At 39.8% G+C, this 22363-nt stretch carries 23 protein-coding genes; 13 read left to right on the top strand and 10 right to left on the bottom strand.

Going from position 1 to position 22363, the window contains the following annotated elements:
• Positions 1 to 214 precede the first annotated feature (214 nt).
• From B4U84_RS13985 to B4U84_RS13955, 6 genes are all read left to right on the top strand, one after another.
• Positions 215 to 565 carry a hypothetical protein gene (locus tag B4U84_RS13985; RefSeq protein WP_017312697.1) on the top strand — a complete coding sequence of 117 codons (351 nt, stop codon included), beginning with the start codon at positions 215 to 217 and terminating at the stop codon, positions 563 to 565.
• Positions 566 to 717: 152 nt separating this feature from the next.
• Complete coding sequence (locus B4U84_RS13980; RefSeq protein ID WP_017312698.1) at positions 718 to 1062, top strand: hypothetical protein; 345 nt, start codon at positions 718 to 720, stop codon at positions 1060 to 1062.
• A gap of 171 nt (positions 1063 to 1233) precedes the next feature.
• Positions 1234 to 1614 (top strand): hypothetical protein, encoded by a 381-nt coding sequence (locus B4U84_RS13975; protein WP_017312699.1) that lies wholly within the window; start codon positions 1234 to 1236, stop codon positions 1612 to 1614.
• Between the two features lie 20 nt (positions 1615 to 1634).
• A complete protein-coding gene (locus B4U84_RS13970; protein ID WP_017312700.1) occupies positions 1635 to 2045 on the top strand; it encodes a hypothetical protein in 411 nt (136 codons plus the stop codon).
• A 337-nt stretch (positions 2046 to 2382) separates the two neighbouring features.
• A complete protein-coding gene (locus B4U84_RS13960) occupies positions 2383 to 2871 on the top strand; it encodes a hypothetical protein (RefSeq protein WP_131118554.1) in 489 nt (162 codons plus the stop codon).
• A gap of 147 nt (positions 2872 to 3018) precedes the next feature.
• Positions 3019 to 3570 (top strand): hypothetical protein, encoded by a 552-nt coding sequence (locus tag B4U84_RS13955; RefSeq protein WP_017312703.1) that lies wholly within the window; start codon positions 3019 to 3021, stop codon positions 3568 to 3570.
• Between the two features lie 137 nt (positions 3571 to 3707).
• Here B4U84_RS13955 and B4U84_RS13950 read toward each other — a convergent pair whose 3' ends face one another.
• The 3 genes from B4U84_RS13950 to B4U84_RS13940 form a co-directional block, all read right to left on the bottom strand.
• Positions 3708 to 4157, bottom strand: a complete 450-nt coding sequence (locus B4U84_RS13950) for a PIN domain-containing protein (RefSeq protein WP_131118552.1) — start codon at positions 4155 to 4157, stop codon at positions 3708 to 3710.
• Between the two features lie 306 nt (positions 4158 to 4463).
• Complete coding sequence (gene mltA, locus B4U84_RS13945) at positions 4464 to 5735, bottom strand: murein transglycosylase A (RefSeq protein WP_131118971.1); 1272 nt, start codon at positions 5733 to 5735, stop codon at positions 4464 to 4466.
• 189 nt (positions 5736 to 5924) lie between these two features.
• Positions 5925 to 7244: a proton extrusion protein PcxA gene (locus B4U84_RS13940; RefSeq protein ID WP_207390937.1), complete on the bottom strand. Its 1320-nt coding sequence runs from the start codon at positions 7242 to 7244 to the stop codon at positions 5925 to 5927.
• A gap of 76 nt (positions 7245 to 7320) precedes the next feature.
• Between B4U84_RS13940 and B4U84_RS13935 the strand changes: the two genes are divergently transcribed.
• Positions 7321 to 9567 (top strand): PD-(D/E)XK nuclease family protein, encoded by a 2247-nt coding sequence (locus B4U84_RS13935; RefSeq protein ID WP_165490300.1) that lies wholly within the window; start codon positions 7321 to 7323, stop codon positions 9565 to 9567.
• Positions 9568 to 9633: 66 nt separating this feature from the next.
• Here B4U84_RS13935 and B4U84_RS13930 read toward each other — a convergent pair whose 3' ends face one another.
• A complete protein-coding gene (locus B4U84_RS13930) occupies positions 9634 to 10134 on the bottom strand; it encodes a hypothetical protein (RefSeq protein WP_131118546.1) in 501 nt (166 codons plus the stop codon).
• A gap of 252 nt (positions 10135 to 10386) precedes the next feature.
• Between B4U84_RS13930 and darT the strand changes: the two genes are divergently transcribed.
• The 3 genes from darT to B4U84_RS13915 all read left to right on the top strand — a co-directional run bounded on the left by darT (position 10387) and on the right by B4U84_RS13915 (position 12665).
• Entirely contained in the window at positions 10387 to 11013 is a 627-nt protein-coding gene (gene darT / locus B4U84_RS13925) for a type II toxin-antitoxin system toxin DNA ADP-ribosyl transferase DarT (RefSeq protein WP_131118544.1), read from the top strand.
• 49 nt (positions 11014 to 11062) lie between these two features.
• Positions 11063 to 12127, top strand: a complete 1065-nt coding sequence (gene darG, locus B4U84_RS13920) for a type II toxin-antitoxin system antitoxin DNA ADP-ribosyl glycohydrolase DarG (protein ID WP_131118542.1) — start codon at positions 11063 to 11065, stop codon at positions 12125 to 12127.
• Between the two features lie 226 nt (positions 12128 to 12353).
• On the top strand, positions 12354 to 12665 hold the full coding sequence (locus B4U84_RS13915) for a thioredoxin domain-containing protein (protein ID WP_017312712.1): 312 nt from the start codon (positions 12354 to 12356) through the stop codon (positions 12663 to 12665).
• Here the strand turns inward: B4U84_RS13915 and B4U84_RS13910 are convergent.
• Both B4U84_RS13910 and B4U84_RS13905 read right to left on the bottom strand, forming a co-directional pair.
• Complete coding sequence (locus tag B4U84_RS13910) at positions 12658 to 12885, bottom strand: hypothetical protein (RefSeq protein ID WP_026082104.1); 228 nt, start codon at positions 12883 to 12885, stop codon at positions 12658 to 12660. The genes B4U84_RS13915 and B4U84_RS13910 overlap by 8 nt on opposite strands.
• Before the next feature lie 143 nt (positions 12886 to 13028).
• Positions 13029 to 14855 (bottom strand): DUF5942 domain-containing protein, encoded by a 1827-nt coding sequence (locus B4U84_RS13905; protein WP_131118540.1) that lies wholly within the window; start codon positions 14853 to 14855, stop codon positions 13029 to 13031.
• Between the two features lie 211 nt (positions 14856 to 15066).
• On the opposite strand from B4U84_RS13905, the gene B4U84_RS13900 reads away from it, so the two are divergent.
• The 3 genes from B4U84_RS13900 to B4U84_RS13890 all read left to right on the top strand — a co-directional run bounded on the left by B4U84_RS13900 (position 15067) and on the right by B4U84_RS13890 (position 16750).
• Positions 15067 to 15480 (top strand): hypothetical protein, encoded by a 414-nt coding sequence (locus tag B4U84_RS13900; protein WP_017312715.1) that lies wholly within the window; start codon positions 15067 to 15069, stop codon positions 15478 to 15480.
• Between the two features lie 185 nt (positions 15481 to 15665).
• Positions 15666 to 16274: a cytochrome b/b6 domain-containing protein gene (locus B4U84_RS13895; protein WP_044452521.1), complete on the top strand. Its 609-nt coding sequence runs from the start codon at positions 15666 to 15668 to the stop codon at positions 16272 to 16274.
• Between the two features lie 17 nt (positions 16275 to 16291).
• The gene (locus B4U84_RS13890; protein WP_165490284.1) at positions 16292 to 16750 is read left to right on the top strand and encodes a cobalamin biosynthesis protein; all 459 of its coding nucleotides are present in this window, start codon (positions 16292 to 16294) and stop codon (positions 16748 to 16750) included.
• A gap of 35 nt (positions 16751 to 16785) precedes the next feature.
• Here B4U84_RS13890 and B4U84_RS13885 read toward each other — a convergent pair whose 3' ends face one another.
• From B4U84_RS13885 to B4U84_RS13870, 4 genes are all read right to left on the bottom strand, one after another.
• Entirely contained in the window at positions 16786 to 17151 is a 366-nt protein-coding gene (locus B4U84_RS13885; protein ID WP_017312718.1) for a phage holin family protein, read from the bottom strand.
• A 357-nt stretch (positions 17152 to 17508) separates the two neighbouring features.
• Positions 17509 to 18588, bottom strand: a complete 1080-nt coding sequence (locus B4U84_RS13880) for a peptidoglycan-binding domain-containing protein (RefSeq protein WP_131118538.1) — start codon at positions 18586 to 18588, stop codon at positions 17509 to 17511.
• A 578-nt stretch (positions 18589 to 19166) separates the two neighbouring features.
• On the bottom strand, positions 19167 to 20441 hold the full coding sequence (locus B4U84_RS13875; protein WP_017312720.1) for a M16 family metallopeptidase: 1275 nt from the start codon (positions 20439 to 20441) through the stop codon (positions 19167 to 19169).
• A 118-nt stretch (positions 20442 to 20559) separates the two neighbouring features.
• Positions 20560 to 21804, bottom strand: coding sequence for a M16 family metallopeptidase (locus B4U84_RS13870; protein ID WP_017312721.1), 1245 nt, complete (start codon positions 21802 to 21804; stop codon positions 20560 to 20562).
• Positions 21805 to 22363: the final 559 nt, after the last annotated feature.

Here is a 22363-nt window from a genome sequence, read left to right as displayed (position 1 = left end):
GGTGCTGCTGTTGGTACTGCTAACACCGTAGCCAACCAAGCTAGCCAAGGCGCTCTACAAAACGCCACCGAAATTGCTAACGGAATCCACAACTGCTACTAAGTTTTACTAAATCTCAAGGGATGATGCAACACAAAGCCCATCCCCAACTAAAAAACCGCAACTTTAGTCCCAGTAATCACACACACTAAACAGTAAATATAAGGTTAAAAAAATGTTAAACAAGTCTTTTGGTTTTGGTTTACTGGCTGCTGGTTTGATGGTTGCTCCTGGTGCGGCTTTTGCTGATGTTCAAAACAGCCAACAAACTACTACTCAAAATGGTGCTGCTGTCGGTACTGCTAATACCATTGTTAACAATGCTACACAAACCGCTGTTCAAGGCATTACTAAGGTTAAAAATGGTATTTCTTGCCAAACTACCTTCAATGGTCAAATATCTGATCAGAACCTTTCCCAAAATGGTGCTGCTGTTGGTGTAGTTAATACTGTAGCTAACGTTGGTGGTCAACTGGCTCAACAAACAGCTAATGAGATTGCTAATGGCATCACCAATTGCAACTAAGGTCAACTTAAGTTAACAAGCGGAATAATGCTGATAGGTGAATATTCAACCAAACAATCAAAACTGGCTTAAATCAAGAGGCGTTGCCAACCTTAGGTAAGCAACGCCCCGTCAAAATTAAAAACACACAACAACACAAGAGGTCAACAGATATGTTTAGTAAAGTTAAAACTTTTAGTTTAGTAGTTACTGCTCTGATTATAGCTCCTTCTGCTGCTTTTGCTCAAAATATTCAAGGTAATCAGCAAAATATTGATCAAGTTGGTGTTGCAACTGGTCGCGGTAATACAGTTATTAACAACGCTAATCAGCAAAGCATCCAAAACTCAAACAGTGTAGGTAATGGTTACTGTAGACCTGGTGGTAATGTACAGGTTTCCAACCAGAATATCCAACAAACTGGAGTTGCTGTTGGTGAGTTCAACACAGTTGTAAACAATGCTAACCAGCTTTCTGTTCAAGATGCGCTGAAGATAGCTAACGGCTACTGCCGTTAAATTTAACTATACAAGCCTTCATAAGCTTAAGTGATGAGGCGTTGTCTATTGTTTAAGAGCAGTACAACCATTCTTTGATTCAAGTCACGCCAAATCAGTTAAGACCAAGGTTAGCCGAACTCCTGGTAAAACAAAAAATCGGTTCTTTCTGATATGTGAGGTATTCACGCCATGCCTGGTAAACGTTCGATTTCTATACTTGCACTCTCTGCGCTGATGGTATTACCTGCCGGAATAGCCACAGCAGGAGACATTGACATTCAAAACGGAAATAGTAGGGTAATAATCGATTCAAATAACGGTGTCACGATTAGAAATAATACCAGACCAACAACAGGGATTTATCCCCTCCGCTTACCTAATTCTGGGGTACGTGTTCAAAAAAATGGTACTTACACTGTTCCGACTGTAAAAATCCCTCAATCCGTTAAAGTTCCTAACAACACACGGAGTTATTGTACCGGCAGAACTTGGTCACAACAAAGTGTGCAAAACTCTGTCAACGGACAAAACCGTACTTACAGTTCTACAACCACATCTACCTGTAAATAGTTCAAGAGGTTAAAGTTATCATGAGTTTCAAATTTCTTTCTCTGGGTTTGTTTTCATTAACAGTAGTATCTCCTCTTTTCGCTCCTAGTTTTACTCGTCCTGCTTCAGCGCAAGGCTGTGTTGCAACTGATGTATCAGTACAAGTGGGAATTAGCGGTTCCAGACAACCAGGTCAACAAAACAATAATACTGATCAACGGTTTGGAGAAAATTGTCAAGGTAACAGTGTTACTAATGTAGGAACTCAAGTCCAAAATGGTAGTGATCCTACTCAGCAAAACCGCAACAGCACTCAAGTTGTAGGTGATGGGCCAACTAGTAACACTCCTGGTAAAGGAAATGTTGGTGTGAAAGTTCACGTTCCAGTGAATGTATACAACCCTGCTGCTGATCCAAACTTTCGTCAAAATGTCGGTCTTCCGCAGCAATAAGGTCTCGCAACACAGTTTATATTCAAATATCAACTATCCGAAGTTTTATCGTTAGAGAACTTCGGATTAATTAATGTTTTGACTAAGACAAAAACCGGGTTTTTTACGATAGGTTTGAATTAAGTGCGATCGCTCTACTGTTAAACACCCGGTTTTTTTGCAACTTGATTTTAACCCAAGTTTTTTACCACCATTCAAGCAGATAGGTGATACCATTTTGGATTTTGGATTTTGGATTGGGGAAACTCTTTGTGCATAAAGGTTTTGTAAGTCCATCTGTCCCATTCTTTTTTCAAATTGGTGTGATTTTTATATCTGCTGTTACCCATATTCAGCCATGAAAAAACTATTATTTCTGGCCTGCTGTTTTGCTTTGATTGCGACAATTTCCGCAGCATTAGCTCAGAATTTCGTCAGCATCCAAACCTCTTCTGTCCATGTGGACAGCAATACTGATGATATGAGAAACTCCAGCACTTTTAGTCAGCAGTCTAACTATTCTTCTGGATACCAAACAAGTTCAGTCAATTTGAGTGCTACTGAGCTTCGTCAACCCCACATTTTGCGGATTAATACGAACGGTAGCCAATTAAATGGTGACATTATTCTCGATGGTAAAGTTGTGAAACGGCTTAACGGTAGCCAAACGGAAATTAATCTATCACCTTTACTATCACCTGGAGAGCATGTAGTTGAAATTTCGGGAGGCTATGCTCCTGCATCATCTGGAATCACTGTAGAATTGAGCGGCCCTGGTATTACTTCTTCTCAGCAAACAAGTGGAAATGGCGTTTTAAATTACACTCTCAATTTAAGTGTATATTAACCCCATACAGTAAAGTAATATAGCAAGCCTCTTGCATAAAGGCAAAAAGCAGAAGAGAATAATCCTGATTACGTCAGTATTTTGGCGTATTCTTGAGTTTTTATTTGTTTCTGCCGAGCTTTACTGAGTAAAAAATTTCTTAATAAGATGATTAAGGGCTTGCTACTGTTGGTGTTAAATAATTATTTAAAACTTATTTCTGCTTCTTTAGTATTATTGCTTCTAGAAGCTTTAAATCTTTATCCTGCGTATTCCCAGACAGCCAATAGTAATCAATCATCGACTGTGGGCAATGATTCATCTTTCAATCAAATATTGCAGTCGAGTCCCCAGATTCCTGTAAGTAACTCTAATACTTCCTCGAATAACAATAACTCTAACACGATTAAGTATCCCAATATTTATCCTCTCAATTATGTTCCCAATGCCTACGTCAATACTGAAAATGACTTTGGCTTTAATCTTTCCGCAGGTGTGAATACTTTAGACGCTTCCAACGTCACGATTTATCTTGGTGTTATCTACCAACCAGGGCGAACCGAAGACCATAAGGCGAGAATGTCTCGTCTGCGTAAAGAAACGGAGTTACTGGAAGTTCACAAAAAAACAATGGAAGCAAATCTGACTTTGTTGCAAAAGCAAATCGAAGAAGCAACGATTCGATTACAGCGCTTACAGCAATCGCCTGTGCAGAAGTAAGTGGGGTTATCATTGTACAGACGCGATTTATCGCGTCTGTACAATAGTCATTGGTCATTGATAATGCTATTAGCCAGCTATTTATTTGCATTTGAGGACCAAATTGTGGCTCATGAGATTCATTGAACTCAGATTAGCTAGCCAAACCTGGTTGCTTGTAGTTGACTTTCTAAGTTGGCGCGTATCCACAATTCTCCTACTGACCAAACATAATATTTATGAGGAGCTTGGGTAAAATCACTGTTTTTATGGGTAACAACTGCATCTAGTTCTTCATAAGTAACACAGCAAAGTTCAACAGCAGATTCAAAATCTTCTAAGGCTGAAGTGCGCGCCTGTTGGAGAACAGTTTGATCAACATGACAAATTTTAATTTTTTCTTTTAACCAATCAACTACTATTTCTGCTACTTTATTATCTCGTAAGCGGCTGGCATAAGTGTATATTTTTTGCCATCCAATATCTGTGATGTACATCTGAATCAATGGATGTACTTTATCTAATAATTTACTAACTTCTTCTCCAAAACCGTTACGATTCATTAAAGCTTCTAGTATTAGGTCAGCATCAAATATAATCTTGATCACTTTCAACTCCCAATTGACCGACCAATGTAGCCTATGATGAGATTTTCATAGTGAATCCCACTTGTTAGGAACATACTTATATACACAAATTGAAGAGATGGTATTTCCGATTTACGCAAAATTCGTCATTTAAGTAGTTAAGCAAAATTATTTATATATCTCGCTTGCCTCTTTGGTTTGGCAAATCAAGGATATAGAATAAAAAATGTCTAATTAATTTTGCATAGGTACTTATGATTAGACGCCATGAATCGCGTCTGTACAATACTTATTAGTCAGTCTGCTCAGATTCCCCAGACTCGGAAACTACGGTTTGAGTAACAAATAATATAGTTGTCCATTACTAACGGTGACACCTGCGCGATCGCCTGCTTGTTTACCAGTACCTAAAAAATAATCAACTCTACCAGCTCCTTTAATTGCACCTCCGGTATCTTGATCGAGAACGTAACGACTCACAATACGACGTTCTATTTTACCGTTGGTTTCTATAAAAGGAAAATCAGCACGAATTAAAGCTAAAGCACCGGGAGGCATTAAAGATTTATCTGTAGCGATTGAACGTTCAGCAACAAGTGGTACACTAATCGAACCGGTTGCTGGCGCACCATGATTTTCTTGAAAAAATACAAAGCTAGGATCACGGGGAATGTAAATATTTAAATCTTGGGGATATTTTTGAAAATAGTTAAGGATTTTCGGCATTGTCATCCCTTCTAAAGGTAATTTACCATCCTTTGCTAGTTCGCGACCAATACTTTTGTATTCATAAGCCGTATCACCAGCGTAGCCAACTGTTGTTTGTCTACCATCAGGAAGTTGCAACCGCGCCGAACCTTGAATTTGGATGATATATGGTTCGAGGCGATCGCGAAACCAAAATAATTCCAATCCCCGTAGCTTACCCTTTTTACCCTGTAAACCGTCAGCTCCTTCTAACTCTAAGCGCGTAGGATGAGGTTTAGTCCAGGATTTTAAATCGGGAGGTAAGCGATAAATTGGATAACGATATTCTGCTGTCGGAGTGCGACTAGCAGAATAAAGCGGTTCATAATACGCAGTGAACAAAACTGTACCTTTGCTGTCTCCACCAATAGATTGGTAAAAAACAAATTCCTTGGCGATCGCTGCATTTAATTCAGTTGCAGAATTAGACGTCAATAAAATTTGGCGGAAGCGTCTCAAACTTTTGCTAACCCGTTGATGGGTAATACCAGGTACTTTATATCCTTGGTAAGCAGTAGCAGCAGATTTTGTTTGCAAGTATTGCAAACTGCGATCGACAGCCATTAATAATCCTTTTTTGTCTGGTGATTGAGCATTTTCACCCCATATTTGTTCATCTAGACAAGACTTATCAGCCTCACAACAAGGAAACAAAGGCCGTTGCAAGGATAACAAAGGTACTGGTGAGATTTGTTGTATATCAGAAGATTTTAGAGAAATTGGTAGTTCCCATTTTGTTAGTCGACATTCTGGTGGACTGAGTTCCCTATAACCTAGAGATTGTATCGGTACAAAAAAAATTAATGGTATGACGGGTAGACTAAAACACAAAGCTGCAAGATTTTTTTGCATGGTAAATGTTAGTAGTTGAGGCGCACAGTAAGTTGTACGCCCGTCGTAGAGTAAGCTTCTTAGTGTCTTACTGTCTTGGTGTTTCAAATATCTTTTTTTTTAACACAAAGACACTAATACCAATTCGCAATACTCGCGCTGGGGCGCAAAAAGCAAGCTACGCAAATAACTATAAACCATTAACTTTTTCTACTCATTCATATTACGATAGGTCGCAACCGCAGAAGGTGAAATCCGATTTAAGTAGCGGAAAATCCAGTATTTGAAGATAGTATCTAATATCACTGGGAATGTTGCAATAAATAAGAAGATAAAATCATGATTTGCTGGTAAACCCCAATGACGTGAAATTCCATCTAGAATTACTTCCCAACCGTGAGGAGAGTGGAATCCCACAAAAATATCTGTGAACAAAATGATGATAAATGCTTTGGCGCTATCACTTAAACCATAAACAATATTATCAAAAAAAGATTTTAGAGTAGCAATTTCTCTTTTACTCATCAGTAAAAGAAATACAAATGCAATTACGGATAAAATATCTGCAAAGACATTTTTGATCGCATTGGCACTTTCTTGACGAAATTGTCCAGCAATTTCTTCGGCTTTTTCCCTCAATTGTGTTTCTATGTTTTCTATTGGTGGACTAACATTACTAAGCAGATTTTCAAATTTAATTTTTTCTTCAAATCTTTGTAATTCTAGCAGTGCTTCTTCTTCCATTTCTTCGTTGAGGAAGACAACTGCTTGGTCAGGTTCTCTTACACGATCAATAATCGGTCCAACAAAAAAAGCTTTTGATAGTTGATGAGTCAGAATTGGTACGATTATTAACAATAATATAAATCGAACCGAGATGATGGTTCTTTTTTGGGCTGTACGGAAATTTTGAATAACATCCTGTTCTGCTTGTGGATCTAATTCTGCTTGGAGACGATTAATGGTATTAAATATTGAACGCGGTAATACACCTGTTGTATCGGTTTTTCCCCGTGGTTCTTTATCTACCTTTTTTCTGAGAATATCGGGTTGTCTTGGTTGAACCACTATAGATTTTGCTGGTACATCTATGGGTTTGGCAATGCGATCTTGAGGGATAATTTCTTCGTCAAAGCTATTGTATTTTGCTATGACTCCATCGATAAATCTGAGCTTATCTAAAATTACTGAAGGTTCAAGAAATTCAATACCTCGTTTTCTGATCGCTTTTTGATTTGGTTCACTTAAGAAATAACGACTAACTCTAAACTCTGTTAGCCTCATCCTAATGATTTTTAATTCTTTTTTGAGGTCTGATTCAAAATAATCAATGACGCTGCTACTGTATGTCGTTGAGTTAGAGTCTATTTTGTTACCATTAAAATGCTCATTTTCTATTTTTTTGATTTTGAGAGCAGCATCATACGCTTTATTCAATGAGCGTTCTGGTGTCCGCAAGTACCGTTCGTATGCTGCCCACAAAAAAGAGTATATTTTCTGACCTAAACCTGAGTTATTCATCTTAGGCAATCATCCAGCCTGTTTTGGTATTTTTAACCTTAATTTAACGTACGAGGTATCTTAACAAATTCCCATGAAAACGATGATGTTTTCTCATTCTGTTTGGATTGTTGGTATGAGTCGCAGTCGCAAAACTGCTCGGTTGGTGGAACATTTTGCTCGCTGGATGCAAGATGAAATTCATGATCAAGAATCATTTTATACTAAAAAGCCTAGACTCAAAAATAGCGATCGCCCACTAGAACGTCTCTATCCTCATCGTACAGAAGCATCTGTTTTAATTTTGGCTGCTAATGACGATAATAGGCGAGAATTAGCAGATGAGATTGTGATCGCAACCACAGGTAAATATCCTGTACGCTGTAAAACTCCTTTGGGCTTTTTTCAAGATGAGGTAATTTTATTTTGGCCTTTATTAGTGCAATCTTTAAAGTTAAAGGCGCAATTCCCTGTGAGATTGCGTCCAGAAACCGAGCAAGAATTAGCAACTAGGCTTTGGCGTCCCTACATCAATGAAGAGATTTTACGCCATGCAGGCACCAATGAGTCCCGTTTGGTACGTCGCATTTTGGATTTATTACAATTGGCTGCTTATAGTGGCACAGCAGTAGAAGATATTGGTAAGGTTTTAGCAGCCGCCCTCGCACCACAGGATAGTGACACTAGTCTAGAACCGTTAGAACCAGAATTTTTGTCGGCTTTACTACTAGATTGGCGTAACTGGTGTTTGGAAAGAGGCTTACTTTCCTACGGAATTATTACAGAACTTTACAATCAACACCTGTTAAGCGATCCGCATTACCAACAAAGGCTAACACAACGCTATCAGGGAATATTGGCGGATGACGTGCAAGATTACCCAGCTGTGGCGCGTCATCTATTTGAGTTGCTTTTAAATGATGGAGCTGTGGGAGCGTTTACTTATAATCCTGATGGGATTGTGCGTCTGGGTTTGGGAGCAGACCCCAATTATATGCGAGAGTTAGCAGCGTACTGTCAGCAAGAAACCTTAACTGCTTTACCTGATGATAGTCTGGCTGACAGATTGACAACACCGATAGTAGAAATTATTACAGAACCAATGACGCTATTGAGTTTACCGGAAGTTGTGCAATCGATTCAAGCCACATCCCGCGCTCAACTGTTGCGACAAACAGCCGAAGTGATTGTACAAGCAATTAAACAAGGACAAGTGGAACCGGATCAAGTAGCAGTCATAGCACCCGGTTTAGATGCGATCGCTCGCTATACTCTCACAGAAATTCTCACCAAGCAAAACATTCCAGTAAAATCGCTCAACGATCAACGTCCCCTGATAGCTTCTCCGATTATCCGCGCATTACTTACGGTTTTAGCATTAGTGTATCCGGGATTAGGACGTTTGGTAAATCGGGATGCAGTCGCAGAAATGTTGGTGATGTTAAGTAAAGCAGATGAGAGGATAGAGACATGGGGAGATGAAGAGAGTGTAGAATCCAATTTAGCCCAGCAAACCAACAGCCCAGTAGCCCAGCAGCCTAAAATTGATCCAGTACGCGCTGGTTTAATAGCAGATTACTGTTTTCAACCCCATCCAGAACGCCCGAATTTATTACCTGTGACAGCCTTTGATCGGTGGGATAGACTTGGTTATGCAGCGACTACAGCCTACAACGAAATTGTCAAATGGCTAGAAGAACAGCGATCGCAACAGGAATTACGTTTGATTCCTAGTCCAATTTCTTTGTTAGACCGAGCAATTCAGCGTTTTTTATGGGATGGTACTAATCTCGCCTACGATCAATTGGCAGCCCTGCGGGAATTACTGGAAACGGCTCAACATTATTGGGAAATTGATACTAGGTTGCGGCAAATTCCCTCTGATCGATTAGGGGGAGAACTACCGCAAAATACAATTGCCGAATTTATACAATTACTACAGCGCGGCACAATCACCGCTAATCCTTACCCCATGCGTCCGATGGGAGCAGCAGCCAAGGCTGTAACTTTAGCTACTATCTTCCAATATCGTTCTACTCGGCGTTCCCATCGTTGGCATTTTTGGTTGGATGCGAGTTCACCACTATGGGCTAAGGGTGGTGCAGCAACTTTGTTTGGTGCGCCTTTCTTTCTCCGGGACAGATTCGGCGAACCTTGGACAGCAGAAGATGAACAATTGGCAGAAGAACAACGCCTACGCCGGATTTTAGCTGATTTGCTTTCCCGTGTGTCCAACAGAGTTTATTTGTGTCACAGTGAATTAGCTGTGAATGGACAAGAGCAATTAGGCCCGTTGTTACCTTTGGTTCATGCTTGTGTGTCGGTCGTTGCTGATGAGGTGGGGGGTAAGTAACTGTAAGTTAATCCCTACCCATCTTTAGACATTACTAATCATTTTTGAGTAGGTTTTCAACAATTATTAATTCATCAACAAAATTTCTAAGCCGTTCTTGCCAGTCAGGAACGGTTTTAAGTTTTTCTCTGACTCCTGGTAAAACCTTGAGTGGTGGAATACTAGTTTAAAGCTTCTAGGACTTACGCACAGTCTACGAATTCTTGGCTTCTTGGCGTCTTGGCGGTTAGATAAATTCACCTTTTTGGCAATTTTTGCGTAAGTCCTGGCTTCAATTAGCCCACGCTTAACAGCTTCACTGAGGGCGGTTGCTTTTCGCAGCAATCCCTCCTGATAAATTTGCATTAGAGTTTGTAGCTCTAGTCGCTCATCTTCAATTTTGCTTGCACGATTTACTGAAAGAACAAAGTGATCAAGCTTTTGAAGAAAGCAATCAGGTATTTTACTTGCATGATTTACCGAAATGAGTGCGTGGTCTACCGAAATGAGAAAGCAAAATGGCATTCCCAGTGCGTGATTTACCAAAATCAGTGCGTGATCCACCAAAATGAGAAGGTGAAATGGCATTTTGAGAACTTAGTACGGCATTTTACTTGCGTGATTTACCGAAATGAGAAGGTAAAATGGCATTTCGAGAACTTAGTATGGCATTTTGCCTACTAGATTTGACTAAATGCTTTCTTTTTATCAGTAATCAGTTAAATTAATTGTGAAAATAGGCGATTATTTCAGGAAATCTACTGAAGCTAGGCTTTTTTTCATGTTTCATATAATCTGAGGAAACTAACCATATAGCACCGCTAATAACTATATAACTCAATGCCTACGCCTATTTATCACATCACCCACATAAATAACTTGCCTTCCATCCTCAACTCTGGCGGATTGATAGCAAATAGTAGGCTAAGACAACAACAATCTAACTATCTTGATATTGCTCATGGACACATCCAAGATAGACGAGAATTAACCCGTGTTCCTTGTGCTGCACTTGGATGTTTACATGATTATGTACCGTTTTATTTTGCCCCACGTTCTCCTATGCTCTACGCTATTCATAAACAAAATACACAGGGATACAGTGGAGGACAAAATCCAGTTATCTATCTAGTTTCTCAAGCAGAAATAATAGCAGCTAACAATTTAACTTTTGCTTTTACAGATGGTCACGCAGTCATAGCATATAGCGAATTTTATGACAATCTTCAAAGGTTAGATATGATTGATTGGGCAATTATGCAAGCAAAATATTGGAACAACACACAAGAAGATGGAGATAGAAAACGCCGACGACAAGCTGAGTTTTTAGTGCATCAATTCTGTCCTTGGACGTTAATGGTAGAAGTTGGTGTCATAAATAATACTATGCAATTACAAGTTCAGCAAATATTACAAAACTTTAATTCTCAAACCCCCGTTAAGATTTACTCTAATTGGTATTACTAAAAGTTATGATCTTAAGAGTAAGATCGTACTCTTAAGCTAATTGAGAGAAATGATTGAATTTAAGCAAGGCAACCTGTTAGAAGAAAATACCGAAGCTCTGGTGAACACCGTTAATTGCGTTGGTGTTATGGGCAAAGGTATCGCCTTGCAATTTAAGCAAGCCTATCCTAGAAACTTTTCTGAGTACGAAAAAGCTTGTAAAGCTGGTGAAGTGCAGCCAGGACGAATGTTTATCGTTGCAACAGATAGATTATTTAATCCCAGGTACATCATTAACTTTCCCACCAAACGCCACTGGAAAGGCAAGTCAAAAATAGAAGACATTCAAAATGGACTGGTGGCTTTAGTGCAACAAGTGCAGCAATTAGGTATAACCTCAATTGCCATTCCACCTTTAGGATGCGGAAACGGTGGCTTGAATTGGGCTGATGTTAAGCCACTAATAGAATCAGCTTTTGCTCAACTGCCAGACGTACGGGTAATTATTTTTGAGCCAGCAGGTACACCAGCAGCAGAGAAAATGCCCGTTGCAACTAAAAAGCCCAACATGACCCGTGGTCGTGCAATCATCATTCGCCTACTGGAATTGTACGGTATTCCAGGCTACGAGTTAACTAAGCTGGAAATCCAGAAACTCGCTTATTTTTTACAAGAAGTTGGGGAGCCGTTAAAGCTACCTTATGTAAAACACATATATGGTCCCTATGCTGCGAATCTCAATCATGTCTTGAAACATATTGAAGGGCATTATATTCGCGGCTATGGTGACGGAACCAGCAAAGCCGACAGTGCTGAAATTTATGTATTACCAAAAGGTAGAGAAGCAGCACAAGCTTTTTTAGAAACAATACCAGATGCTCAGGAGCGTTTAGAAAGAGTCGGCAACCTCATATATGGCTTTGAAACCCCTTACGGTATGGAACTGCTAGCCACAGTTCATTGGGTTGCAACTAAAGAACCTAACCCAGCACAAGATAGTGAGCAAGCGATCGCTTTAGTCCATGAGTGGAGCGATCGCAAACACCAGTTATTTAAGCCTGAACATATCCGCAAAGCTTGGCAACGTCTCCAAGAGCAAAACTGGCTAAACATCAAAGAGCAAACAACTTTCTGAATATTCTTGATCTGTTAAAGACACGGGCTGATTGTTTGTGATTCGACTTGGTGTCTTAGTGGTTAAATTATAAGATTTATTTTTTCACCACCAAGACACGAAGACACTAAGAAAACTATTGACAGAGGGACCTCAAAGGCTACAATTTATAACTTTTCTTGTAAATAGTTGAATTGATGTGATACTTTTATAATCTGAAATTATGCTTACGTAATTGCACAGCCCCATGCCTTTAGCTGTTATTAAATTCTCTAGTGAAGACTGCGGAATTTGCCACAAAATGTCATTTTATGACAAAAAAGTGGCAGAGGAACTGGGTTTAGAATTTATTGATGTCAAAATGCAGGATACTGCTACTTACCGTAAGTATCGTCAGATCCTGTTGACGCAGTATCCAGATAAATCAGAGATGGGATGGCCTACCTACATTATTTGTGATTCTCCAGAAGGAGAATTTCAGATTGTGGGCGAGGTAAAAGGGGGCCATCCTAAAGGTGAATTTAGAAGCCGTCTGCAAGCCGTTCTAGATTCTAATTGAGCAGATCAAACGATTTGATTTCCAAGACAGGGCCAATCATGGCGATCGTCATGACATCTTCGCGGACTTCGCCTGTGACTTTGGCTTTTTGTCCCGCTTTGAGTAAGCTTTTGTCAGCACCTCTAAGAATTTCGTAAGTAGTACCATCATTACTTACTAATGCCCAAGCGCCAGTACCGATATCACGGCGTTCTACTGTTCCTGTGACTGTAATACTCATTGGCAAAACTCCTTTGTTGTGAGAAAAAAGGGAACGGGGACAAGGAGGAAACGGGGGACAACTAATCAGTGAACAGTGAACAGTTTAATTTGATAACTGATAACTGATAACTGATAACTGATAACTGATTCATCCCCAATCCCCTATGCTGATTGTTCTTCGTTTCTTACGGCTAAACGAGCTAAACCAAAACAAAGTAGGGCATTAATTATTAAGAAACTGCGAGCTAACATCCCACATCCTAAACCCCAAACGGCTGGATCTAATACTGCACTCACTCCTAAACAAGCGGCGACACCCAAGGATGAACCGATCGCAAACCATTTCCATTGTGGATGTCCTAGCAGTAATAATACTAATACTAGGGGAATGAGTACGCTAGCAAATAAGGGGTTTAAGGCGCTACTTCCTTGAATGGTGTTACCGAGTTCGGGTATGGAACTACCCAATAAGCGGAAGGGCCATTGCGGTAAGTCAAAAATGTAGATTGGTTTAAGGAAAAACAATCCAGAACTACCTGCAACTAAACCGCCCAATAAACTCCAACCCCAGGTAAACGGGAAATATACTCGTAAAAACCAAGCCAATAGATAAGAACCCAATACCATCAAAATCTTGGGTAATAATGCTACTGCACCACCATCAATCCAAAAACCGGGGTTGAAATAGCCATTATCCCGTAACCAACGGAAAAAGTCTTGAAAACTGATTTGTCCGCGTACGGCGCGTAGAACTGCGGCTTCTGCACTTAGTTGTCCCGCACCATAGTAATTCAAATTGTCTTCCCCAATCACTCTGGCTGATTCTTTGAGGACTTGCAGAACTTCGTTTGGTTCTTTGACACCAGCAGCTTCGATGAGTGCAGCTACGCCCGCAACGTGGGGAGCAGCCATACTTGTTCCCTGTAAACCAAGAAACACGCCTTCACCAGTTTCGGGGTCAATAGTTTGTTGCAAAATTTTACCTGCTTCACTACCCCCAGGAGCAGAAATATCTACCCCAGCGCCAAAGTTAGAATAGGGGGCTTTTTCGCCATCTGGGCCTAAGGCTGATACGCCAATGACGTGGGGATAACGGGCTGGATATGAAGCAGAATTTTGGTTTTCGTTCCCTGCTGCTGCTATAATCACTACACCTTTTTTATGGGCATATTCGATCGCATCTTTCATTAGATGACTTTCACCACCACCCCCCAAGCTCATATTAATTACATTGGCGTTATGATCGGCAGCAAATTTAATCGCTTCGGCAATATCAGCAACAGTACCACCACCATAAGCACTGAGTACTTTTAAAGGCATGATACTAGATTCGTAAGCAACTCCGGCTACACCATAATTGTTATTAGTAGCTTGAGCGATCGTACCAGCTACGTGAGTACCGTGTCCGTTGTCGTCTTTGGCTGATTCTGTGTCGTTCACAAAGTCGTAACCTTTGACAAACTTTGTTTCTTCTAAGTCACGCACCTGAGTCACACCAGTGTCTATGACTGCGACTGTGACGCCACTACCTTTAGTTTCCTTCCACGCACCGACAACACCAATGTTGTGCAAATGCCATTGCTTGCTGTACATTGGGTCGTTAGGATCGTTAGCACCAGATGTAAACTGCTGATCTGGTACTCTGTCTTCATCTAACTTGGGAATTCTATAAATATAGTTAGGCTCAATAAATTCCGTTGCTGAGGCAATTTTAGACTTCCGCAGTTCTTTGAGTCGCTTTTTATCGCCTTCGATGATAAAAACATTATCCTTGGCGGAGAATTGATTGTCTAATCGGGGTGTGACATTGTATTGTTGAGCGATCGCTTGTAAATTCTGTTGTAATTCTTCTTTGGGGATATCTTCCCGAAAATCCAGCACAATCGTCTCAAATTCACCTTTTGCTGCTAGTCCCTGAAAATTTAGGAAACCAAACACAGCAGCACTTAGCCCGATGACAAACAAGCACAAAAATAAAATCCTTCTCATATTTCAGTCATCACCGCTTTTTGCCAGTATGCTCCTTACGATAACTTATACAGTCCCGAAGTGACTGTATTTCGCATCATAGCTATACATAAGAAAATAGTGAAAGGGGTAAAAGTTAAAGGAGAATGAGAAAGAGATTTTCTATCACTTTTGTTCCTTTAACTTTTTCTTTCAAAGTTCTTTCTTTCTGACTTTAGAGTTAAAATCCATCATGGAACACGGTCTATTGTGGCTACCTCTGTTAGCAGCATTTTTCTGGTTAGCTTGGCAAGGTTCTCAAGAATATCAAAAAGTTGAAGCTTATCGAACCTGGGCAGAGCAATTTGACAAGGCGAAGTATGATATTTATGCGGTACTCGGTCAAAAAGGTAACTCAATTACTTGGGGAAAACCAACACCAAAAGGCCCGATTAAATTAGAAACATTTTCTTTGGATCATGTTCAACAAATACGTCTTTTGGTGGATGATAAAACTGTTGATATGCAGCAAATACCAGAAAAAGGTCGGACTATTGAGGTAGAATTTGTATTTCCCGAATCTGCTAAATCTGTGCGAGTTCCCTTTACAGAAATTCCTTTAGCCGCAGAATGGGGTAAATATTTGCAAAGCCAATTACATCAGTAAATACTGAACAGTTATCAGCGAATATAGCATTTCTAAATTCTTTAGCTGCGATCGCCAAGCGATCGCAAATTATAAACAATACAGATCACTTAAGGTTCTTGGTATGATTTTTTTGTTGATAAATTATCCTATGCATTTTTTAAGTAAAAATAAACAATATAAATCTCATTTAACAAACTTAGATCATGCCTAATTCTCAGCCATACCAGCCTTTAGTGTTACGAATACTCCACTCTATCACTGCTTTATTGATTATTGGTGCGGCGATTACGGGATTTTTGGTGTATGACAGTTGGGATCGCAGATTTGGTGGATTTGCTTTCACACAAGCAAATCGAAATTTAATTGATATACATGGTACTTTTGGATTTTTTATCTTTTTTGTTGCCCTACCAATATTTATTATTTACTGTTTGAAAGCTGGGAGAAATCGTCTATTCCAAAGAAATACATTACAGCAATTGACTTTAGTAGGCAAACCGATTTGGTGGTACACTTTACAACGTCTTGCAAATACTGCAATGTTAGTGGCTGCTATATTTGCCGTGATTTCAGGTAAGTTTCAAGATGAAAATTGGTTGCCAAAGGGAGAATTAAACCATATCTGGTATTATATACATTTAATAGCTTGGGTAATAGTAGTTTTAGCACTTGCGATTCATCTGCTAATGGGTGCTAAAGTGGGAGGCTTACCTCTTTTATTTTCTATGTTTGACACAAAGTATCGCCCCGCAGATAGTCCGCGATTATGGCGTGAGAAAATTATGAATTGGTTGCGTCGTCCTAGTTTGTAATTATTAGGTAATTTCAATTGGTGTTAGGAGAAATTTCTCTCGAATTCAGAAATTTGTGGTTGGGAATTGGTTGTCAAAGAGGTACTTCACGAGAATTGATAGAAGCAGCGATCGCACATGTGTTTCAAAAAAATCAACTTTACCAAAATGCGATCGCAGGCATTGCTACTATTGATAATAAAGCCGATGAAGTTGGTTTAGTGGAACTTTGTAGAGAAAACAATTGGCTTTTCAAAACCTTTAGTGCGGAAATTCTGTGTACAATTTCTGTTCCCAACCCTTCCCAATTAATTTACAAACACATAAAAACTCCTAGTGTTGCTGAAGCTGCTGCTTTATGTGCCGCTGAATCTACACATCTGTTAGTTCCTAAACAAATTTTCCGTTGTGCAACCGACAATCAAAAAGGTACGGTAACGATAGCGATCGCTCAAATAGAAAAAAGGTGTGAGGAGGGTGCAATAAAAATTAATTAGCAATTCACAATTGACAATTGACGATTGACCAACAATTACTCAACTACTCTTAAAAGATAATTAATTATACTAGAGACAATTGATAGTACAATTGAACCGAATAAAGCTGCGATTGGCCCTTCAATTACAAAACCATAACTGGGAGTCAAAAAACTAGCTAGCCATAAAGCAAATGCATTGATGACAAAGGAAAATAAACCAAAGGTCAGCAGGGTGATCGGAAAGGCTAATATTCTTAATATTGGACGAATGAAAGCATTGACAATACCAATGAAGACAGCAGCAATCAACGCTGTAACAAAACTATCTACCTCAAAGCCAATATCGAAATACTGAAGAATATTAGCTGTTATTAGCAATGCAACGGCTGTTCCAAGCCAAGTTAATAAAAAGTTTTTCATACCCTGTTGAATTGTGATTTGTTTGTAATTCTAGGGTTTCCCTAAAATCAGTAGATGAGCATACATAAATAATAATGTGCAGCAAGGGATTCTTGCTGCTTCAAATTTTAATAATAAGCGCTAAAGCGCATACTACAAACATTTTTATATTTTTTACCAGTATAAAAATATAAATTCTGGTTTTAATATTGATGATGAATTATATCTATTAATGACACAGAACCCCGATTTCTCTAACAAATCGGGGTTCTTGTTTTTTCATATTTGCGGAATTGAAAAAAAGTTTATTTGTTACAATTTTTCAAATTGAATTGAGGCTTGACATCAATCTTCAGTGAGAAAATGGGGTTATAAAAACTAACGCCGTCGTAGCAAAACTTCCCAAGTTTCACCACCAACTACACCATCAGGTTCGATATCATAGCGCTTTTGTAAAGCTTGAACTGCTGCTTCGGTTTCTTGACCAAAGTCGCCATCAGCATCACTTTTGAGATAACCAAGTTTTCGCAACCTTAATTGTAATCTTCTGACTTCAGCATTATTCATTCCTGGACGCAAGATTGGATATCCTTTGGAAGTGTATTGAACACCAGAAATTTGCTCAAAACGCGGTGTTGGTTGAGTACGTTTAGTTGATTGAGAACGTGTTGAACGTGTTGAACGTGTACTTTGTTGGGTGCGTTTAGTTGGCTGGGAACTTGTGCTTTGCTGAGTGCGTGTGCTTTGTTGAGAACGATTAGATGATGATTGGGTGACAGTTTTCTTTTGAGAATTAGTAGATGTAGTTTGTTTGGGTGGTGTTGCTGGTTTTGGTTCGGGAGTTGTAGTAGTTGTGGAATTATTTGCAGTTTGATTTGTAGTAGTTGTAGAGTTGTTGACAATTTGAGTTGTAGTTGCTGTGGAATTATTCGCAGTTTGAGTTGTAGTAGTTGTAGAGTTGTTGACAATTTGAGTTGGAACCGGAAAGTTATTGGCTGAATTGGTGACAGCAGTGGTAGAACTAGGGGAAGGAGATGATGCGATCGCTTCACCAGGAAAAAGTTTTTGCCAAGTAATAGCATCAACAATACCATTCGCATTTAAGCCAGCAGCTAGTTGAAACTGAGAAACTGCTTTGGCTGTTGCTTCGTTATAAATTCCGTCTACAGCACCTGTGTAAAAGCCTAAAAGTTTCAGTGCTGCTTGTAATTCTGATACCGGCTGTCCTTGGCTACCTAGTTGTAAGTTAGGGCGAGTGATGCTAAATGGGGCTATTTGGGCGATTTGTGGTGATGGTACTGCAAATGCTGGTACAACAGAACCAGTCAACAGCAGAGGTGTGAAGGAAAATAGCAGCAATTCAATTCCTAATAAGGATGTATCCCCCTGCTTCCTAAATAAACAGCATTTTACAAATAGGTTTAGCGAACTTAAATAGCCAAAGAAGCTGGCTGTCATGAAACTCTGCCCTCGCTAAAGTTGATGGTAATACTCTATACGGCAAAAGATGATAAAATGCAAGAGCAAAAAAGTGATACTTGCTACTAAAAAACTGCTTTTTTAACAGTCATCAGTTATCAGTCATCAGTTATCAGTAGAACTATCCCTTTCAAGGTGGGTAAAAATATTCAAAAAATTGCCGAATTTAGGTCTTTTCACCTTTGTGTCTTAGTGTCTACCGTTCCGGAAGCTGCTAGCGCGTCTATGTGGTGAAAAATTTAACTTTTGAACCACCAAGGCACTAAGACACCAAGAAAAATACATTTCACCTTGAAAGGGCTGTTACGCACTGTACAAATTGTCTATTATGTGCATAAGGATATTTGGTTGTCTGGGAGTATTATCGATTTTAACCAGGTAATGATGGCTTTACGAGTGCGATCGCTACGGACTTGTGTTCTGAACCAACACACTTGTGTTTTGAACCAACACACTTGTGTTTTGAACCAACACACTTGTGTTTTGAACCAACGGACTTAGGGTTGGGGTGGGATAAAAAATATTTGTGCAAGAGGTCTACTGTTAACTGTTAACTGTTAACTGTTAACTGATTTAACAGCTTCTTCTGGACCCACCAAAGATACATAAGGCTTCTGTAAATACCGAGAAGCTATTGTCATCGCATCATCAGCATTAACATTGGTAATCAGTTCCTGAAATTCCTGATCAAATTCGATTCCCAATCCCAAAATTTCATACCAGCCATAGATTTGAGCAAGTTGCCCATTAGTTTGCTTGCCCAAGGCGTATTGTCCTAAAATTTTATTCTTTGCTGCTTGTAAGTCTACTTCTGTCAGTGGTTCCGTATACAGTAAATCTACTTCTGTGTGCAGCCCAGATAGGGCAATTTGAGTATTTTCGGGAGCCGTACCCATATATACTGCGAATGTGGCAGGAAACAGCCGTGTAGGGTACAAGGCGGATACTTCGTAAGCTAAACCCCGTTTTTCTCGCAGTTCCACAAATAAGCGACTGGAAAGTCCATTGCCTAAGTATGTAGATAATAACTTCAAAGCAGCATAATCTGGAGAAGTGACTGCTGCACCAATGTAACCCAGCATGACGATTGATTGTTGTGTCTGTTGGGGTAGTATAATTTGTTGTGGCTCGACGGTAAGATTTGGTAAATTCTGTTTAGGCAATGATGTATCAGCAGGTGCTTGCCAATCGCCAAATATTTTTTTGACTACTGTAACAGCATCATCTTGGGTAATGCGACCGGCAATACTAATCACCAAATTATCTGGACGAAAATAAGTTTGGTGAAAGTGAACTAAATCTGCACGGGTGATACTACTCATAGTTGATTCATTTCCCAGGGCTGACATAGCATAGGGATGATCTTGGTACATCACCTGGCGTAGTTGATCAAAGGCGATACTGAAGGGATGTTCTTTTTGAGAACGAATATCTTGCAGAGCGATGCGTCGTTCTAACTCAACTTCTACTTCGGGAAAAGTAGGCGATCGCAATATTTTTCCTGCTAATGTCAAAATATCAGCAAAATCTGCTGTCACCGTCTTTAAAGAGACTTGAAAATAATCAGCAGCGGTATCTGTGCTTAAGTGTGCGCCGATAGACTCCACCTGTTCGGCGATTTGCAAGCTAGAAAATCCCTCACACCCTTTTGTTAATACCGCAGATAGCAAATGTGCTAATCCAGCATGTTCTCGATTTTCGTAACAGCTACCAGCACGAATAAAAATCCGCGCTGCAATGATATCTGCTGTAGGATTTTCTGTCAGAAGTAATACTATGCCATTATCTAAGACTGTGCGATGAATATGGGATTTTTGTAGGGAAGTGGTCATTTGTTAATTGTCCTTGGTCCTTGGTCATTTGTCCTTGGTCATTAGTCATTTGTCTTTCATTTATTAACAGACGCGATTCATCACCTATTGTACAGACGCGATTTATCGCGTCTAATGACTAACAAGGCTTCAATACCGTAACTACGTAGTGATTCGGTGAAAGAAGCTCTTGTGCTAATTGTTGCAGTTGTTGCGTATCAAAGGACTGGATTTTTTCGGGATATGTCATCGCTAATTCTGCTTCGGCAATGGTGTTATAGTATCCATATAGCCCTGCTAGTTGATTGGGTGTTTCTGTGGAGAAGGCGAAATCATTACATAACAGGCGTTGACAACGAGTAAGTTCCTGGGGGGAAATACCATCAGTCAGTAAATCTTCTAGGTGGAGACGAATTAAGGACTCGACAAGTTCCAGGTTTTCTGGTTCTAACCAAGCAGTAATGGTAAATAAACTCGAATCTCTCTGGAGGGAAAAATTACTGCATATACCCTGGACTAATTGCTGTTCTTCTCGCAAGTCTCTGACTAGGCGCGATGTCCGTCCATCTGCTAGTAAAACTGAGAGTAAATCTAATCCGTAAGCGCTGCGGAGTTGTTCGACTCCGGGTCCCGTCCACGCCATCATCAATCGTCCTTGTTCCAGGCGCGGTAAATCTAACTGTTGGCGGCGAATTCCTGCTATGATTGGTCTTGCTATTTCTTCTGTTGGTGGACAATCACAACAGCGATCGCCAAAATTATTAAACGTACGGTTCACTAATTCTAGAGCCACTTCTTGGGCTATTCCGCCAACAATCACCACCGTCATGTTTTCAGGTTGGTAATAAGTGCGGTGAAAGCAGCGCATTTGTTCTGGTGAGTGTTGCATGAGTTCTTGTTCTGTACCCAACACCGGACGTCCATAGGGATGGCGCTGATAAACACTCTTGAGTAATGTTTGAAATCCTATCCAATCAGGATCATCTTGACAAAAACGAATTTCTTCTAAAACCACATCTCGTTCACGGCTAAATTCATCTTCAGGAATCGCCGCATTTTGCAATAGTTCTGCTAAATAAGGGAGAGTCTCTTCGATAAAACTGGCAGCTGTAGTAATAGAGTAATGGGCATAATCATAGCTAGTAACCGCATTAGCTACCCCACCTCTGTTTTCAATTTTTTGATCAAATACTCCTGGTAGCAGATTTGAAGTTCCTTTGAAGATCATATGTTCTAGAAAGTGAGCCATACCAAACCAAGAGCTGGGTTCAATCCTAGCACCGGCACGTACCCAAACATCCGCTACAACCACAGGAGTGTCAGGAATTTCTTGATGGATAAACGTTAAACCATTATTGAGTGTAAAGACCGAGGTTGAAAACACGGTGTTGATGGGTTTTGCTAACAATAAGTTTGAAACAGTTATACCAATTCTGGATTTTAGATTACTCTTTGAGAAGCCGCTTACTCTACCTTGAAGACGGACTTAGTCCGTCTACGCGTCTATGGATTTTGGATTAACAATCTTTACCATCAGACAGTTCCAAAAATCTCAAACAATACTACCTATCCCAATTTGGTATTAATCACAATTTATCGCAATCTTGCAATCCTAACTCTTGTTTCAACACAAATTAGCATCAATTGATACATTTTTTATCTCTGCTCGGTCAATAGACCTCTTGCAAAAGTCGAATGAGCCCCCCTCAATCCCCCCGTGAACGGGCAGGGCTGTTTCATTCTAAAAAGGAAAATAGTAATAGGATATTATGGGCACAATGTCGTATTGCTCTGGTTAGGGAATCAAAACCATTGTGACGAAACAAGTTAATTACAAAACTGCGAAGAATGGAGAAATTTGCAGATGCATAACCATCAACCATTTGTGCCTTGTCTTCATCAAACACAACATCTTTGACCCAATGTCATCGATTTTCTACACC

The organism is Westiellopsis prolifica IICB1, from assembly GCF_004323185.1.
Lineage (GTDB): Bacteria > Cyanobacteriota > Cyanobacteriia > Cyanobacteriales > Nostocaceae > Pelatocladus > Pelatocladus prolificus_A.
The sequence above is the reverse complement of the archived record's forward strand: the minus strand, read 5'-3'. Positions and strand labels throughout refer to the sequence as shown.

Excerpts from the sequence above, each read along its gene's own strand:
- B4U84_RS13985 (WP_017312697.1), top strand. The coding sequence starts at position 215 with ATGTTAAACAAGTCTTTTGGTTTTGGTTTACTGGCTGCTGGTTTGATG.
- B4U84_RS13980 (WP_017312698.1), top strand. The coding sequence starts at position 718 with ATGTTTAGTAAAGTTAAAACTTTTAGTTTAGTAGTTACTGCTCTGATT.
- B4U84_RS13975 (WP_017312699.1), top strand. The coding sequence starts at position 1,234 with ATGCCTGGTAAACGTTCGATTTCTATACTTGCACTCTCTGCGCTGATG.
- B4U84_RS13970 (WP_017312700.1), top strand. The coding sequence starts at position 1,635 with ATGAGTTTCAAATTTCTTTCTCTGGGTTTGTTTTCATTAACAGTAGTA.
- B4U84_RS13960 (WP_131118554.1), top strand. The coding sequence starts at position 2,383 with ATGAAAAAACTATTATTTCTGGCCTGCTGTTTTGCTTTGATTGCGACA.
- B4U84_RS13955 (WP_017312703.1), top strand. The coding sequence starts at position 3,019 with ATGATTAAGGGCTTGCTACTGTTGGTGTTAAATAATTATTTAAAACTT.
- mltA (WP_131118971.1), bottom strand. The coding sequence starts at position 5,735 with ATGCAAAAAAATCTTGCAGCTTTGTGTTTTAGTCTACCCGTCATACCA.
- B4U84_RS13935 (WP_165490300.1), top strand. The coding sequence starts at position 7,321 with ATGTTTTCTCATTCTGTTTGGATTGTTGGTATGAGTCGCAGTCGCAAA.
- B4U84_RS13930 (WP_131118546.1), bottom strand. The coding sequence starts at position 10,134 with ATGCCATTTCACCTTCTCATTTTGGTGGATCACGCACTGATTTTGGTA.
- darT (WP_131118544.1), top strand. The coding sequence starts at position 10,387 with ATGCCTACGCCTATTTATCACATCACCCACATAAATAACTTGCCTTCC.
- darG (WP_131118542.1), top strand. The coding sequence starts at position 11,063 with ATGATTGAATTTAAGCAAGGCAACCTGTTAGAAGAAAATACCGAAGCT.
- B4U84_RS13915 (WP_017312712.1), top strand. The coding sequence starts at position 12,354 with ATGCCTTTAGCTGTTATTAAATTCTCTAGTGAAGACTGCGGAATTTGC.
- B4U84_RS13910 (WP_026082104.1), bottom strand. The coding sequence starts at position 12,885 with ATGAGTATTACAGTCACAGGAACAGTAGAACGCCGTGATATCGGTACT.
- B4U84_RS13905 (WP_131118540.1), bottom strand. The coding sequence starts at position 14,855 with ATGAGAAGGATTTTATTTTTGTGCTTGTTTGTCATCGGGCTAAGTGCT.
- B4U84_RS13900 (WP_017312715.1), top strand. The coding sequence starts at position 15,067 with ATGGAACACGGTCTATTGTGGCTACCTCTGTTAGCAGCATTTTTCTGG.
- B4U84_RS13895 (WP_044452521.1), top strand. The coding sequence starts at position 15,666 with ATGCCTAATTCTCAGCCATACCAGCCTTTAGTGTTACGAATACTCCAC.
- B4U84_RS13885 (WP_017312718.1), bottom strand. The coding sequence starts at position 17,151 with ATGAAAAACTTTTTATTAACTTGGCTTGGAACAGCCGTTGCATTGCTA.
- B4U84_RS13880 (WP_131118538.1), bottom strand. The coding sequence starts at position 18,588 with ATGACAGCCAGCTTCTTTGGCTATTTAAGTTCGCTAAACCTATTTGTA.
- B4U84_RS13875 (WP_017312720.1), bottom strand. The coding sequence starts at position 20,441 with ATGACCACTTCCCTACAAAAATCCCATATTCATCGCACAGTCTTAGAT.